This window comes from Chryseobacterium sp. AC405b (genome assembly GCF_979258685.1).
In genome coordinates, this window is record NZ_OZ409877.1 from 3170867 (window position 1) to 3184517 (window position 13651).

A 13651-nucleotide genomic window follows, 5' to 3' on the forward strand; every position below is an offset into this window, starting at 1 on the left:
TTAAAATTTATAAAACCTGCCAGATAGAATCTACAAACCAGTTTTTAGAATCGTGGATTTCATCAATAATATGAAAATTCGAATCTTTGGCGAGTTTACTGATGTCTTCTCGGGAAAATTTTTGTGAGATCTCCATATCGATCAGTTCATTTTCTTCAAAGTGAAAGACTTGATTGCCTATGTGTACATTTTGCTCCGAAAGACTTACGAGATAACTTTTGCAAGCGCCTGATATAGGGTCGTAGGTTTGGTAATGCTGGTAATTCAAAACATCGAAATCGGCTTCCAGTTCGCGATTCATTCTGATGAGAAGATTCAGGTTGAAAGATGATGTAATGCCTGTCTCATCATTATAGGCATTGAGAATTGTATGCGGGTTTTTTTTAAGGTCGAAACCAACCAGAAGAATATCGCCACGATTGAGTTTTCTCCTCAATTCTCTGCAGAAATGAGAGGACTCTTCCAAATCCATATTTCCGATATTTCCACCTAAAAAAAGAACTACTTTCCTTCTTTGCGATATGGTCATTGCCTTGTCCAGCATATCAAAATATTCGCCCTCTAAAGAAACGACCTCTAATTCTGGCAACTGTGTCGTAAATTTATGATTTATTTCCGAAAGAATATTTCCAGAAATATCGATTGGCATATAAGTGAAATCTATATTTTCTTTTGTCAGATATTCCAGCAGATAACGTGATTTCATTGCATCGCCTGCGCCTAATTCAATTAAGTCGAAAGGTGAATGATCAGAAATAATACTATCTGCCAACGCCTTGGTTTTATTTTTAAAAATATCCAGTTCACAATCGGTCAGATAATATTCAGGCATATTCATTATCTGTTGAAAAAGTTGGTCGCCCGCTTTATCGTAAAAATATTTTGATGACAATCGTTTCGAACTGCTTTTCAAACCATCGAGAACGTCTGAGAGAAAAATTTGTTTTGAATCTTTTTGTGTCTGAAACTCTGTTTCCACCTGTGAATTCATAAATATTGTTTTTTTGATTTTTAGAGAACTACAACTATCTTGCCGACACTAAAATTACTTCCTATAAAAGTATGAGCTTTTGCAATTTCATCTAATTTAAAGACTTTTAATTTCAGGATGAATATCTCCATTTTCAATTTGATTTAATAAAATCCTGAAAAATATTACAAAATTTTTATTTAAACAGATTACATCAACATCTAAACAAAGTTAAATAGTTCTAAAACGTCAAACAAGACGGTTGAAAATCAACAGTTTATTAGCTATTCAAAACATTTTTGCTAATTCTCATGCAAGATTTTCATAAAATCGGATTTATATAAATGAGTACTCAAAGAAAACGTTAAATAGCATAATGTAGAATAATGAAGAAATTAATAAGGATACAATTTTTTATGATCGCCTGGGTTGCTCTTTCAGGACTTTCTTTAATCTCATGCAATAATGACGGCTACGAATCTCCTGCCGTAAAACCGGAGGATGTCAACGGAAATTACAAAGCAAGACTTGTGACTTCGCAAGGAAATAAATACAATGAGAAAATGATAGATTTTACCGCTAAAGATACCGTCATTACTTTTAAGGATTTTCCTGTAAGAGAAGTTGTCAGAACGATTATTACAGATCCCGTAAAGGCAGACTCTGTTCTATCTAAAGTTGGAAAAATTCAATATCAACTTCACTTTACACCGAAGATCAATACAAGTCAGAATGTTGTAGAATTATCGTTTACACCTGAAAATCTGGTCTTTCAGATGCCAGTGGATGGTATGACCAAAAATGTAACTGTAAAAATGAAAGCTGTGCAGAAAGGTTTTTTTGTGGGGTACGATCATTCATTGAGATTTGGCTTTGTTGCAGATACAATAAATGTTGACGGAATAGATCTTAACCCGTATCAGCCTTTAAAGTATGATGTACCCATCAGTCTAAAAATTAAATAATTGTTGCCATAAATCAGGATAAGCCTCCATCCGGGGCTTTCCTATCTTTGTAGGATATTAAATTGATAGTCAGAAGGTGCATCACCGTTGATTAATGAAAAATAAAGAACAGAAATTGGCTGATCGCCTTGTAAAAAAGGAAGAAATGGCTTGGAAAGAGTTTTTCGAGGCTTATTCGGGCAATCTTACTTATATATGTTCCAGATACATCATTGACAAAGAAGATATTAATGATGTTTTACAAAACAGTTTTGTAAAGATGTTCAGTTCGATTTCTACATTCGAATATAGAGGTGAGGGTTCTTTGAAAGCGTGGATTACTAAAATTGTAGTCAATGAATCATTACAACAGATCAAAAAAAAGCTGAATTTCAAAGAAGTATTTGAAGATTTTGAAATTCTTAATGAAGAGAAAGACGAAGATTCAGATTTTGAAGAAATTTCCCAAAAGATAATCATGGAAATGATACGTGCTCTTCCGGACGGCTACAGAACGGTTTTCAATCTCTATGTTTTTGAGAAAAAAAGTCATAAAGAGATCGCAGATATTTTAAATATCGCAGAAAACTCATCAGCATCACAGTTTCACAGAGCGAAATCAATTCTCGCAAAAAAAATAAAAGAGTACAAATTATCTAAAATGGTACCGTATGGATAATTATTGGTTAAACAATCTGCGCAATAAAATGGAAAATCATACACAAGAGGTTCCTGATGACTTGTGGGAAGATATCAGATACAAACTCTTTGAAGAAAAAGAATCAAAAGCACCGATCATTCCTTTTCAGATGAACGATGATTTCAACGTAGAAAAAAATGGGATTAAAGATCATACCCGGAAAAATCTGTGGTATCGTGTCGGAGGTATTGCTGCTGCAATTTTGTTGTTTTTCACTCTTGGCAGATTCATGGATTTTAATGGCAAAAAAGAAAATTTAAAAACAGAAAAATTTGCTACTAAATCCGGAGAAAAATTCGGAGAAAAAATTTCTGATCCGCAAAAATTATCAACTGCTCGGGAAAGATATTCCAGTGATGATTTTTTAAGAAAAAAAACAGACGAAAGTTCATTTAATTTTGATCGGGAAAAAAAATCTAATCAATTCTTAGTCGATCATACTTTGACCAATGATGCCAGTTCTGCAACTTTTTTTTGGAAGAAAGAAGCTTTTGAAGTCCAAAAGGAATATGATGAAAAGATCGCCTGGCAGAATACGCAAAGTGCCTCACAGAAGCAGGAGCGGATTCCATTTAAAGATTTAAAACACACAGAGGAAGTACCAACTCATGAACTGCTAACAAAAGAAGAACAGGAATTAAAGAAAAAACTTCAGAACGAATCAGAGTCGAAGCTGGCAACCGATAGATCTAATAAAAAATGGATGGTGGGAGTACTTACTGGGAATACTTCTTCAAATTCTACAGATCAGTTTCCCGGATATGCAACTTTAAACGGAACTACCCTGAGTCTTCCCGAAATCTGGAGTGTAGGATTTGAAGACGATCCTCTGATGCAGATTCTTCTCGCCAATCAGGATAAAAAAGTAGATGCAAAAATTAAACATAAAGCACCAGTAACTTTTGGAGCTTCAGTATATCATAATATTGGAAAAAAATGGGGAATTGCAACAGGAATTAATTACACAAAGCTTTCAGCGGAGGTCGTATCAGGTAGCAATGACAACTATATCAGAAGTGAGCAGCAAATTCATTATCTGGGTCTTCCGGTGCAGATGAGTTATAATATGATTCAGAAAGGTGCATTCACAGGTTATGTTATAGGTGGAGGGGTTCTGGAAAAAGCAATTTCTTCCCAAATTAAAACCAGATATTTTGTAGATGGTATTTCAAAAGAAGAAACACTGGAAGAGACTGATGAGAAACCTGTACAAATTTCCGTCAATACCGCGTTAGGATTTCAGCTGAAAGTGCTAAAACATGTCGGTGTATATGCCGAACCCGGGATTGGTTACCACTTTAATGACAACAGCAATTTAAAAACTATTTATAAAGAAAAACCTGTGAATTTCAATCTGAGATTCGGAATCAGGGTATTGCTAGATTAAAACATCAAATCAAATATATTTATGAAAACAAGATTAATTTTTTGGAGTCTTTTATTGTTATGTGCTTTTAATATAAAAGCACAACAGTGTAATCCTATGATTACAAGTTCGAGGTTGGGAACGATGTTTCCTGATAAAGTAGTGTTTTGTAATTCGGAAAACGAAACGCTGTCTACCACACAAACTTACTCAACTTATCAATGGTATAAGCAAGAGTGGGATTGGCAGACACCTAATCCCAACCCTTGGGTCGCCATCCCCGGTGCGACAATGCAGACTCTTACAATCAATGGAAGCAGTGACGTGCTGTATTATTTTAAAGTACTGGTTACAGAAAATGGTTGTACTGCCGAAAGCGCTCCAATCATGGCAGACGGTTACGTATATGGACTTCCGTATATGATAATAAATCTTCAGCCGGGAACATATGAAGAAATAAATGGAGAATATAATGTATGTAATGGGGCTTCTGTCGAGCTAAATAATGGTTTTCCGCAGGTTTATGGAGATCATACCTGGTTCAAGTGTATTCCTGGAAGTAATCCTCCACAACCTACAGATGCCTGCATCATTCCCGGTGCAACAGGAGATTCTTATACTGCAACAGAATCAGGGCTGTATGGTTTTTATGCCTGCACAGAATACTGTCCAGACCAATGTGAAATGTTAGCAACATTTGCCTTTCTACAGCTGAATTTCGGAAATTGGAATTTCTGTCAAAACCTTTCTACCGGCGAAACTACTACGCAGGAAAATAATTTAAATGTTTATCCCAATCCTACTGCTCAATTTTTATATATCGGTAAAGAATCTCATAAGAAATATACTGAAGTATCAATTATCGATATGACCGGAAAGCTCATAAAGCAGAAAAAAGAACATCAATTTATCGAAGCTATCGACGTAAGCAGTCTTGTTCCGGGTACTTACATGATTGTATGTAAAAGCGCAGAAGGTAAAATGTTCAGAAACAAATTCATAAAAAAATAATGAACTGAAAAATCATAGTTAGTTTTTTTATACTTATTAAGAGAAGCCGGTAGATTTTTCTAACCGGCTTTTTTATATAATTTCAAAAAAAGTCTCTCTTCAAAGTTCAATAATGTTGTTGCTGAAGGTGTAAAAAGTGAATTGAATATCTTGTTCATTTCGTTTAACTTTTGAGATTTAAAATTAAACCTTAGCAAAAACTTATCACAAGATATTCAGTTGCTGAAATAGCTCCTGAAAAGGGTTTATCTGAATTCAGTGATCTTCTTAAACCTCTTTCAACTGGTCACTGAACAGGTCACTTTCAAATTGTCCTTTTAGTTCTCTTTGAACAGATATAAAACAAAAAAAGCTTTAAAACATATGTTTTAAAGCTTTTTGCACTACTATGATATTGTAGTTGCGATCCGGACGGGACTCGAACCCGCGACCTCCGCCGTGACAGGGCGGCATTCTAACCAGCTGAACTACCGGATCTTTTTAAGTGCTAAAATTTTAAAATGGAAAAGAATTTTAAAAACTAACTCTACTCATTTATTCAAGCTAATATATGTTTTAAATTACTGTGATAGTGAATTTCAAGACATTTGAAAAGCTTAATTTTAACTGGTGCAAATATATAGTTTTTTTTGGTTTTCACAAAATAAGTCATCTTTTTTACCCCTTATAACAACCTAAAATCCACATTTTCAGATACAAAAATTTTTAATTTAATGACTTTAAGATGCATAATAAATACCAAAATACCACGTCCAGATAATTAAAATTATCTGCATCGGAACCCGCTGTGTGTATAAATAATTCATTCCCGGACCAGAATAATCGCCTTTAAAAATGTTGACCTTTTTTTTAGATGAATTGACATTGGCTATAAAAACCAAAACATAAAAGATAATAAGTAAAACTGCTGTGAATTCACGTATTGAAGGAATCATTAAACCAATTCCGGCTGCAATTTCTAAAATTCCTGTAAAATATACCCAGAATAATTTGCCAGGAATAAAATCAGGAATCATCAAAGCCATTCCTTTTTGAAATTTAAAATGTGAAAAACCTGTAAAAACAATGAAAACAGCCATCCCTAAATTTCCGGCAAACAAGAAATCCCAATTTCCCTGAAAGATTTTACTTCCCAGTAATGCCAGAATGAATGTTATAAAAAGGATGCTTAATAATTTCATGAGTCAGGTAAATTTCCGCAGATTACAATTGCAAAATTATAATAAAATATAAGCTCTTTTCGCAATGTATGGTGTGAAATAATATTCAGAACTTATCAATTATTCTCAGCAAGATTTTTCACAACTTCTAAACCTTTTGTAAAACCATGATCAATGTGCTCCTGCCAGTCTTTGTCAACCTGCACTTCTGTATGAAGCTTTGTTTTTCCATCAAAATCGATCAGAAAATATTTTTCAAAACATCCGCTCCATTGCTTGATCTCCATACTTTCTGTATCTTCTACTCCATCTTTATCAACCATACCGAGATGTTTGAAGATGATTTGATCAGGTTCTTCTAAACTATCAATAGTAGATACCATTCCTGCGCCTTCTGGATTAAGAAAATACGTTTTACCATCTACTTTCCAGTCTGATTTCATTTGAGAGCCCGAACCAAAAAATTGTGTCCACTCGCTGTACGTTTCAGTTCCCCAAAGAATGTCCCATACTCTCTGTTTAGGAGCATTGATAATAATTTCGTGTGATAATGTTTCCATAATGTTGATTTTGTTGATTATATAAAAATCAATAAGATTTTATACTTGAATATTGGTATTTCACTACAGTTGATTTTCAGACAAATATTTAACATTCTGAAGTGCCTGAGGAAATTTTTCTTCAAAAAATACTTTAAATTCTTCTGAAGTTTTAATTTTTGCAGTTAATTTTGTGCCGTTTTCTGTATCTTCCAAAAGATAAGATTCTGTTGCATCTCCCCACTCCTGAGGAACTTCTACACCATCATAAATTTCTCCCAAATGCAGAAAAACCATCTCTTTATTGGGATCATTTTTAAGAACTTTGCTATACATTCCGTTGTTACTCGGGTCAAAAAATTTCATGATGCTTTCTTCTTCCCAGGTTCCCACGTAAAATGAACCTTTGGTGAAAGCAGAAGTCCATTGTCTGTAACTCATATCGTCCCAAAGAACCGTCCAGACTTTTTCTGATGGTGCATCAATCTGAATTTCGTATTGTAAAATTTCCATAGTTTTAATTTTAATGATTACATAAACTTAAAGTCAAAAAAATTGAGAATTTATTTTTAAAGCTTTAAGACCTGATTTTACATCAAACTGCAAGCCGAAAAATTTAAGAATGATAAGCCTGTTCCAAATCTTTAATGACGATTTTCTGCATTTTCATCATTGCCTGTACCACTTTTTGAGCTTTCACCAAATCAGCATCGCTCATCAATTCAATTAATTTTTTTGGGACGATCTGCCAACTCATTCCGAACTTATCTTTCAGCCAGCCGCACATACTTTCTCTGCCTCCGTTCTCCGTTAAAGAATTCCAGAGATGATCTGTTTCTTCCTGATTATCGGTCATAATGACCATAGAAATCCCTTCATTAAAATCAAATTGATGATCGTAAGAATTATCCATGCAGAAGAACGAATAATGATCAATCTCAAAGTGAGCGTGTTGTACATTATCAGGAATTTCATGACTTTCATTCCCTACACCTTCTCCGTATTTCAGCACGCTTTCTATTTTAGAATTCGGAAATATGTTGGTGTATAATTCCATCGCTTCTACAGCCTTTCCGTTATTTTGGTGAATAAACATCAAGGTCGGAATTATTCTTTGTTCGCCCTGTTTTTCACCCAGATAAAGCTGCCATGTCACACCAAACTGATCACGCACCCAACCGTATTTTTTACTCCATGGGTAAGAATCCAAAGGCATCAAAACAATTCCGCCATCTGATAACTGATCCCAATAATTCTGAACCTCATCTTCAGTTTCGCACATGATCATAAACGAAACCGAAGCATTTTTTTCAAACTGCGGACCGCCATTCAAAAGCATTAATTTTTGACCCAACAGCTCAATATTCATCACAACCGGTGTATCTGCCGTAATTTTTCCGTTAAATATTTTACAATAAAAATCTGCTGACTGTTTTGCGTCTTCGTTATACCAGAGACATGGAAAAATATTGTTATTCATGATTTTATTTTTTTAATGGAAACTCTTAATTGTTTTCCACGTATTTATGAAAGTTGTTGAGTATCGCATACCAACCGTCACGCTGCATTTCGGCGGAGTTTTGTTTTTCAGGATCAAATATTTCTGTTACTTTGGTGGTGCTTTCGTCAATTTTTTCAAAAATCACTTCTACGCTTCTGCCGTCTTCCAGATGATATTTAATCAATTCATTCTGAATAATTTCATCATAAATACCAATCAAATTAAACCCGAAACTTCCATCTTTTGCCTGCATTCTGTTATTGAATTTTCCACCGACTCTAAGATCATTTTCTGAAGATGGGCATTCCCAGCTTTCGTGAGCAAAATTCCATTGGGTAATGTGTTCCGGCTTATTAAAATAATCCCAGACCTTTTCTACCGGTGACAAAATCGTAATGTCTATTTTTATTTTATCCATAATTTTTTTATTTAATTGTGTAAAAGGAAGGGTAACCAAAACAGCTACCCTTGTATTCATTAAATATAAAACTATTTTATATATTCTTCATTATAATTCACCATCCAATAGACACCATATTTATCTTGGAAACTTCCAAAATAATCTCCCCAAAACTGATCTTCAAGGGGCATTTCTATGTTTCCTCCTTCAGAAAGTCCTTTGAAAAGTTTTTCTGCGTCTTCTCTGGAATCCGGGAAAATCGAAACGTAATTACTGTTTCCCACTGATAATGTCTGTCCGAATGAAGGAACAATATCAGAAGCCATCAAAAGATCACCACCAACCGGAAGTGCAATATGCATTACTCTGTTTTTTTCTTCATCTGATAAATTTTCTGTTCCCGGAGCATTGCCCATTTTGTGGATTTCGCCTACGAATTCTCCGCCAAAAACAGATTTATAAAATGTGAAAGCCTCTTCTGCTTTACCGTCAAAATTGAGGTATGGATTTAATTTTGCCATGATTTTTAGGTTTAGATTTAATTAATAATTTTTAAAGAATTTAGTATTTCATATTTTCATCAAAGTCATATTTCATGCCTTCATACCCTAGAATTCTGCGCATCAGACCGATCTGTCCGCATAGATAATCTTCACGACCGATGCACATCCCAACGAAGTTGAGCACATTTTCCGGGAAAAATTCAATGTTCATTCCCATCGGAAATGCTTTTTCCAATTCTTCATCAGAAACATTTAATAATTTCTCATAAACTAAAGGTGATATTTGATGAAAATTATCTTTCAGCTGTTGTAAAGTTGGATACGATAAGTTTTCATCCAAAGCTCTGCCCTGAAAGAAAAAATCTTTGAATTCAAATTCTTCGCTCAGACCGAGTACATTTCCTAAAGCATACCGCATATCGAGAAAATTTCCGACCATCCAGATAATGTGATTGGTTCTGCCTTCAATTCTCTTCAAAGCGTCATCTTCAGAAATTCCGTCAAGAACCATAAGAAAACTTTGGCTGTGCCCACGAAATGCGGGAATGATGATGTCTAATTTTTTTGATGTTGGTGTGTCCATAATTTTATATTTGAAAATTTAAAATCTAAGGCTGAGCAGGTAATTGAGAAATGTCGCCGTACATCACTTCCCACTGATGGCCATAAAGGTCTGCAAAAGCGCTTTGATACATCCATCCATGATCTCTTGTTTCGCTGTAGACAGAACCGCCGTTTTCAACTGCAGTTTGTACCATGGCATCCACTTCGTCACGACTTCCTACACCAATAGCGAGAAGCGTCTGTGTAGTATCATTCTTCGAGATAGCTCTGTTTGTAAAAGTCTGAAAAAACTCCTCCTGTAAAAACATTGTGTAAATATGGTCTTCTTTCATGACCACACAAATTGCTTTATCATCAGAGAATTGCTCGTTTATCTCAAATCCTAGCTTCGTCCAAAATTCTCTTGTTTTGTGAACATCTTTTACGTGAAGATTTACATAAATATCGGTGATCTGCATATTGTAATTTTTTTTAAGGTTAAACTTTTAACCAAAATTACTTCGTATATGCTATATTCAACTTGCCATAAGACAAGATTTAATCTTTCTTTGGATGCGAAACCAATTCTTTACGAATTCTGCTTAATGAAGTGTCTGTAATTCCCAGATAGGAAGCAATTTGTTTTAAAGGTGCAAACTGTATAACTTGTGGTTTTTGTTCTAAAAGTTGAAGATAACGTTTGGTGGCAGATAGCGTGAACATCTCTACAGAACGCTGTTTGTAAAGAAAAAGCTGTTGCGACATCCAGGCTCTTCCCCATTCTCTGAGGTTTGGAATTTTATGAAACAGCTCCTGAAAAACCTCAAAATCCATTTTCCAACATTCGCAATCGGTGATGCAGACGATGTTTTCCTGTGTTGGGATTCTTTGGAAGAGTGAAGATACTTCGATGATAATTTCATTTTCTGCAAAAAAGTTGGTGGTCACTTCGTTTCCGTTGAAATCATTGACAAACGAACGCGCCAAGCCTTTTTCCAGAATATAATATTCATTAGCTGTTTTGCTTTCACGAAGAATAATTTCTCCTTTTTGGAAAACAACTTTTTCATGAGCATTAATAATTTCATCCAGTTCTTCCTGAAAGAAAAATGGAAAATCGTAGTAAACTTCAAAGGATTTATTTTTCATCAATCACTGTTTTAAAAAATTTAAAATTAAATGATTTACGGGAATTGACGAAAAAAAATTTCTCTAAATTATCAATGAGTACAACTTAGCTTATAATTGTTTGTGAAAGTGTTTTGGAAAAGCGTCTTCAGGTTTCATTCTGACAACATTCAGCAGAAACCAGGACTTCAGAAAACCGTAACCATAAGAAAACATCTGAATATAAGTAGAAATAACAGCCATTCCTGCAATGGCTATATTCTTTGTAACCACCATCGCATGAATTAAAACCATAAATGTATACAACCCGTAAAATGCGAGAATAACCCCTCTTCCCAAAACAAAATATTCTATAAATCCTAAAATATATCCCAACAAAAACAGCGTAGGAAATGCAAATGAGATTTTTACATATTTCGGGTGTCTTTGATTCAGAATAGGTCTTGCACAACCAAACTGATAGACTTGTTTTGAAAACTTTCCAAAGTCTACACGGCGTTTGTGATAGACCGCAATATCATCAAAAAAAGCTGTTGTAAAGCCGTTTTCCCAAAGTGTCATCGACAAATCCGGATCTTCACCAATTCTCATTTCTGAAAAACCACCAACTTTCTCGAAAACCTCTTTTTTCACTCCCATATTAAAACTTCTGGGCTGAAACTTGGAAACCGCTTTTTTATTTCCTCTGATTCCTCCGGTTGTAAAAACAGAAGTCATCGAGTAGGAAATCGCTTTCTGCATCAGATTAAAACCTTTATGCGCCTTATCTGCACCTCCAAAAGCATCACAAGGAATCGTGAGAATATCTTTTTTTATGTTCTGAATATAATATTTCTCCACAATCACGTCGCTGTCTACAAAAACAAGCCAATCGTTCGAAGCTCTTTTTGAACCGTAATTTCTTGACAAACCGGGACCTGAATTTTCTTTCCTGAAATATTTAATATCTAAAATCCCGTCAAAACTATGAATGGTCGGTTTCAAATCGATGAGAGAACCATCATCTACAATAATGATTTCAAACGCTTTGTCAGTCTGAAAAGCGAGCGAATTAAGAAGTTCAAAAAGCTCGTCTCTTCGATTAAATATGGCAACGACAATGGAGATGGTAGGATTCAAATGGATTTTTTTTCAAAATTAATTATTCAGAAATGATTTCGCAAACAAGTTGTCATAATTAACATCAACCTTTGGAAAATGCCAAATATTCGGTGCAATATTTCAATATATTATTATGGGAAAATTAATGACAGCGATCAAAGAATTTACAATCATCTTTTTAGTTAAATATTAAATCCAATAACTAAAATATTCCCGATTTAAAATAAATCAGCAACAACACGGCAATCGAACATACAATGAAGGATCCACTAAACAACAGTAATTTAAAAAGACTTTTAAAGTAATAAAGTCCTGCATGAAAAAGTATAAAGAAAACAACAAAAGAAATAACAAATCCTAAGATTGCGCAGATAATCAAAGTCTGCGTGAAATTTTCTGATGGTAAAGGATCTTTAATAATGAAAAAAAATAGAATGGAAGTTAAAAAAATTAAACTTCCACTCCACATTTCTACTGTATATTTCGATTTTTTCTTAGACTTTTCTTTTTCATTAACAGATACTGAATCTGAACTGTTTCCTAAAAAACTCAACAGATCACCAATAAATCCTAAACCGTCAAAAAAGTCAAAAGGCATAATCTATTCTTCTTTATTCTCCAGTTTATGCAACTTCTTCGTTCCTTCATACATTTCATACTGCAAAAACCGGGTTTCCAGTTTTCCGTTGAAGAGTTTGATTTTTCTTGAAGGTCGCAATCCTATTTTCTTCGGGGCATCCAGATCTGAAGAAATCAGCCACGCCAAAGTGTTAGGATAATTCGTTTTGAACGTATCTCCTATCTTTTTGTAAAAATCATCATCATTAATCGAAATTCTCTCGTCATAAGGCGGATTGAAAACCATTAATAAAGGAAACATATCTTTTTTAGTATCAAAGAAATCTTCTCTTCTTACTTCGATGACGTCTTCCATTTCTGCAGATTCTACATTGGTTCTCGCAGCATCAAGCATTCTACCATCGATATCATAACCCACGATTTTTCCGTGAAATTCTCTGATTCTGTCTACGCGATGCTGTTTTATTGTTGCAAACAAATCTTCATCATAATTTTTCCAGTTTTGGAAAGCAAATCCTCTTCTGTACAATTGTGCAGGCAAATCCATCGCAATCATCGCAGCTTCAATTAATAGCGTTCCCGAACCGCACATCGGGTCAAGGAAATTTCCTTTTCCGTCCCAACCTGCCAGTTGCAGCATTCCGCTAGCTAAAACTTCGTTGATCGGTGCTTCACCCTGTTCTCTTCTGTAGCCTCTTTTGAATAATGCATCACCTGAAGAATCGAGAGAAATTGTTACCAATTCTCTGTCGATGTGAAGGTGAAATTTGATATTAGGAGATTTCGTTTCGATGTTGGGTCTCTTTCCATATTTATTCTGGAAATAATCTACAATCGCATCTTTCATTTTGAAAGTCATGAACTGAGAATGACTGAATCTTTCAGAATTCACCGTAGAATCTATGGCAAAAGTCTGATCGACATCCATGAACTGATCCCACTCAAATTTGAAGAGCCTGTCGTAATATTTTGTTTCGTTATACGCTTTAAACTCATCAATCGGAACCAGGATTTTCAAAGCTGTTCTTGCAGAATAATTGATTTTATAAAGAAAACCTAAATCTCCTTCGCAATTCACTGCACGATTTTTAAGTTCAACATTTCTTCCACCCAGTTTTTTGATCTCTTCACCCAAAACGGTTTCTAATCCGAAGAATGTTTTTATCTGAATTTTAATATTTTCTGTATCCATAAATTATAATTAAA

17 protein-coding genes and 1 tRNA gene are annotated in these 13651 nt (G+C 34.5%); 4 read left to right on the forward strand and 14 right to left on the reverse strand.

The window, feature by feature from the left end; all coding sequences use genetic code 11:
• Positions 1-7: 7 nt before the first annotated feature.
• Positions 8-991 carry an L-histidine N(alpha)-methyltransferase gene (locus ACZZZA_RS15145; RefSeq protein WP_463433144.1) on the reverse strand — a complete coding sequence of 328 codons (984 nt, stop codon included), beginning with the start codon at positions 989-991 and terminating at the stop codon, positions 8-10.
• A gap of 365 nt (positions 992-1356) precedes the next feature.
• Between ACZZZA_RS15145 and ACZZZA_RS15150 the strand changes: the two genes are divergently transcribed.
• From ACZZZA_RS15150 to ACZZZA_RS15165, 4 genes are all read left to right on the forward strand, one after another.
• On the forward strand, positions 1357-1935 hold the full coding sequence (locus ACZZZA_RS15150) for a DUF4840 domain-containing protein (RefSeq protein WP_463433146.1): 579 nt from the start codon (positions 1357-1359) through the stop codon (positions 1933-1935).
• Positions 1936-2029: 94 nt separating this feature from the next.
• Positions 2030-2593 (forward strand): RNA polymerase sigma factor, encoded by a 564-nt coding sequence (locus ACZZZA_RS15155; protein WP_463433148.1) that lies wholly within the window; start codon positions 2030-2032, stop codon positions 2591-2593.
• Positions 2594-2621: 28 nt separating this feature from the next.
• The gene (locus ACZZZA_RS15160) at positions 2622-4001 is read left to right on the forward strand and encodes a porin family protein (RefSeq protein ID WP_463433149.1); all 1380 of its coding nucleotides are present in this window, start codon (positions 2622-2624) and stop codon (positions 3999-4001) included.
• 21 nt (positions 4002-4022) lie between these two features.
• Complete coding sequence (locus ACZZZA_RS15165) at positions 4023-4991, forward strand: T9SS type A sorting domain-containing protein (protein WP_463433150.1); 969 nt, start codon at positions 4023-4025, stop codon at positions 4989-4991.
• A gap of 403 nt (positions 4992-5394) precedes the next feature.
• On the opposite strand, the gene ACZZZA_RS15170 is transcribed toward ACZZZA_RS15165, so the two are convergent.
• The 13 genes from ACZZZA_RS15170 to ACZZZA_RS15230 all read right to left on the reverse strand — a co-directional run bounded on the left by ACZZZA_RS15170 (position 5395) and on the right by ACZZZA_RS15230 (position 13637).
• Positions 5395-5468: transfer RNA gene (locus tag ACZZZA_RS15170), tRNA-Asp, on the reverse strand.
• Between the two features lie 242 nt (positions 5469-5710).
• On the reverse strand, positions 5711-6172 hold the full coding sequence (locus ACZZZA_RS15175) for a DoxX family protein (protein ID WP_463433152.1): 462 nt from the start codon (positions 6170-6172) through the stop codon (positions 5711-5713).
• A gap of 95 nt (positions 6173-6267) precedes the next feature.
• Complete coding sequence (locus tag ACZZZA_RS15180; protein ID WP_463433154.1) at positions 6268-6711, reverse strand: SRPBCC family protein; 444 nt, start codon at positions 6709-6711, stop codon at positions 6268-6270.
• 63 nt (positions 6712-6774) lie between these two features.
• Positions 6775-7203, reverse strand: a complete 429-nt coding sequence (locus tag ACZZZA_RS15185) for an SRPBCC domain-containing protein (RefSeq protein ID WP_463433156.1) — start codon at positions 7201-7203, stop codon at positions 6775-6777.
• Between the two features lie 103 nt (positions 7204-7306).
• On the reverse strand, positions 7307-8170 hold the full coding sequence (locus tag ACZZZA_RS15190; protein ID WP_463433158.1) for a VOC family protein: 864 nt from the start codon (positions 8168-8170) through the stop codon (positions 7307-7309).
• Between the two features lie 25 nt (positions 8171-8195).
• Positions 8196-8609, reverse strand: a complete 414-nt coding sequence (locus ACZZZA_RS15195) for an SRPBCC family protein (RefSeq protein ID WP_463433797.1) — start codon at positions 8607-8609, stop codon at positions 8196-8198.
• 71 nt (positions 8610-8680) lie between these two features.
• A complete protein-coding gene (locus ACZZZA_RS15200; protein ID WP_463433160.1) occupies positions 8681-9112 on the reverse strand; it encodes a VOC family protein in 432 nt (143 codons plus the stop codon).
• 40 nt (positions 9113-9152) lie between these two features.
• Entirely contained in the window at positions 9153-9677 is a 525-nt protein-coding gene (locus tag ACZZZA_RS15205) for a DinB family protein (RefSeq protein WP_463433162.1), read from the reverse strand.
• A 25-nt stretch (positions 9678-9702) separates the two neighbouring features.
• Positions 9703-10116, reverse strand: coding sequence for a VOC family protein (locus ACZZZA_RS15210; RefSeq protein WP_463433164.1), 414 nt, complete (start codon positions 10114-10116; stop codon positions 9703-9705).
• 79 nt (positions 10117-10195) lie between these two features.
• The gene (locus tag ACZZZA_RS15215; protein ID WP_463433166.1) at positions 10196-10786 is read right to left on the reverse strand and encodes a Crp/Fnr family transcriptional regulator; all 591 of its coding nucleotides are present in this window, start codon (positions 10784-10786) and stop codon (positions 10196-10198) included.
• A gap of 90 nt (positions 10787-10876) precedes the next feature.
• The gene (locus ACZZZA_RS15220) at positions 10877-11884 is read right to left on the reverse strand and encodes a glycosyltransferase family 2 protein (protein ID WP_463433168.1); all 1008 of its coding nucleotides are present in this window, start codon (positions 11882-11884) and stop codon (positions 10877-10879) included.
• A gap of 184 nt (positions 11885-12068) precedes the next feature.
• Positions 12069-12464 (reverse strand): branched-chain amino acid ABC transporter substrate-binding protein, encoded by a 396-nt coding sequence (locus tag ACZZZA_RS15225; RefSeq protein ID WP_463433170.1) that lies wholly within the window; start codon positions 12462-12464, stop codon positions 12069-12071.
• A 3-nt stretch (positions 12465-12467) separates the two neighbouring features.
• Positions 12468-13637: a THUMP domain-containing class I SAM-dependent RNA methyltransferase gene (locus ACZZZA_RS15230; protein WP_463433172.1), complete on the reverse strand. Its 1170-nt coding sequence runs from the start codon at positions 13635-13637 to the stop codon at positions 12468-12470.
• Positions 13638-13651 lie beyond the last annotated feature (14 nt).

Excerpts from the sequence above, each read along its gene's own strand:
- ACZZZA_RS15205 (WP_463433162.1), bottom strand. The coding sequence starts at position 9,677 with ATGGACACACCAACATCAAAAAAATTAGACATCATCATTCCCGCATTT.
- ACZZZA_RS15175 (WP_463433152.1), bottom strand. The coding sequence starts at position 6,172 with ATGAAATTATTAAGCATCCTTTTTATAACATTCATTCTGGCATTACTG.
- ACZZZA_RS15150 (WP_463433146.1), top strand. The coding sequence starts at position 1,357 with ATGAAGAAATTAATAAGGATACAATTTTTTATGATCGCCTGGGTTGCT.
- ACZZZA_RS15160 (WP_463433149.1), top strand. The coding sequence starts at position 2,622 with ATGGAAAATCATACACAAGAGGTTCCTGATGACTTGTGGGAAGATATC.
- ACZZZA_RS15155 (WP_463433148.1), top strand. The coding sequence starts at position 2,030 with ATGAAAAATAAAGAACAGAAATTGGCTGATCGCCTTGTAAAAAAGGAA.
- ACZZZA_RS15195 (WP_463433797.1), bottom strand. The coding sequence starts at position 8,609 with ATGGATAAAATAAAAATAGACATTACGATTTTGTCACCGGTAGAAAAG.
- ACZZZA_RS15145 (WP_463433144.1), bottom strand. The coding sequence starts at position 991 with ATGAATTCACAGGTGGAAACAGAGTTTCAGACACAAAAAGATTCAAAA.
- ACZZZA_RS15185 (WP_463433156.1), bottom strand. The coding sequence starts at position 7,203 with ATGGAAATTTTACAATACGAAATTCAGATTGATGCACCATCAGAAAAA.
- ACZZZA_RS15200 (WP_463433160.1), bottom strand. The coding sequence starts at position 9,112 with ATGGCAAAATTAAATCCATACCTCAATTTTGACGGTAAAGCAGAAGAG.
- ACZZZA_RS15180 (WP_463433154.1), bottom strand. The coding sequence starts at position 6,711 with ATGGAAACATTATCACACGAAATTATTATCAATGCTCCTAAACAGAGA.
- ACZZZA_RS15210 (WP_463433164.1), bottom strand. The coding sequence starts at position 10,116 with ATGCAGATCACCGATATTTATGTAAATCTTCACGTAAAAGATGTTCAC.
- ACZZZA_RS15215 (WP_463433166.1), bottom strand. The coding sequence starts at position 10,786 with ATGAAAAATAAATCCTTTGAAGTTTACTACGATTTTCCATTTTTCTTT.
- ACZZZA_RS15225 (WP_463433170.1), bottom strand. The coding sequence starts at position 12,464 with ATGCCTTTTGACTTTTTTGACGGTTTAGGATTTATTGGTGATCTGTTG.
- ACZZZA_RS15190 (WP_463433158.1), bottom strand. The coding sequence starts at position 8,170 with ATGAATAACAATATTTTTCCATGTCTCTGGTATAACGAAGACGCAAAA.
- ACZZZA_RS15230 (WP_463433172.1), bottom strand. The coding sequence starts at position 13,637 with ATGGATACAGAAAATATTAAAATTCAGATAAAAACATTCTTCGGATTA.
- ACZZZA_RS15165 (WP_463433150.1), top strand. The coding sequence starts at position 4,023 with ATGAAAACAAGATTAATTTTTTGGAGTCTTTTATTGTTATGTGCTTTT.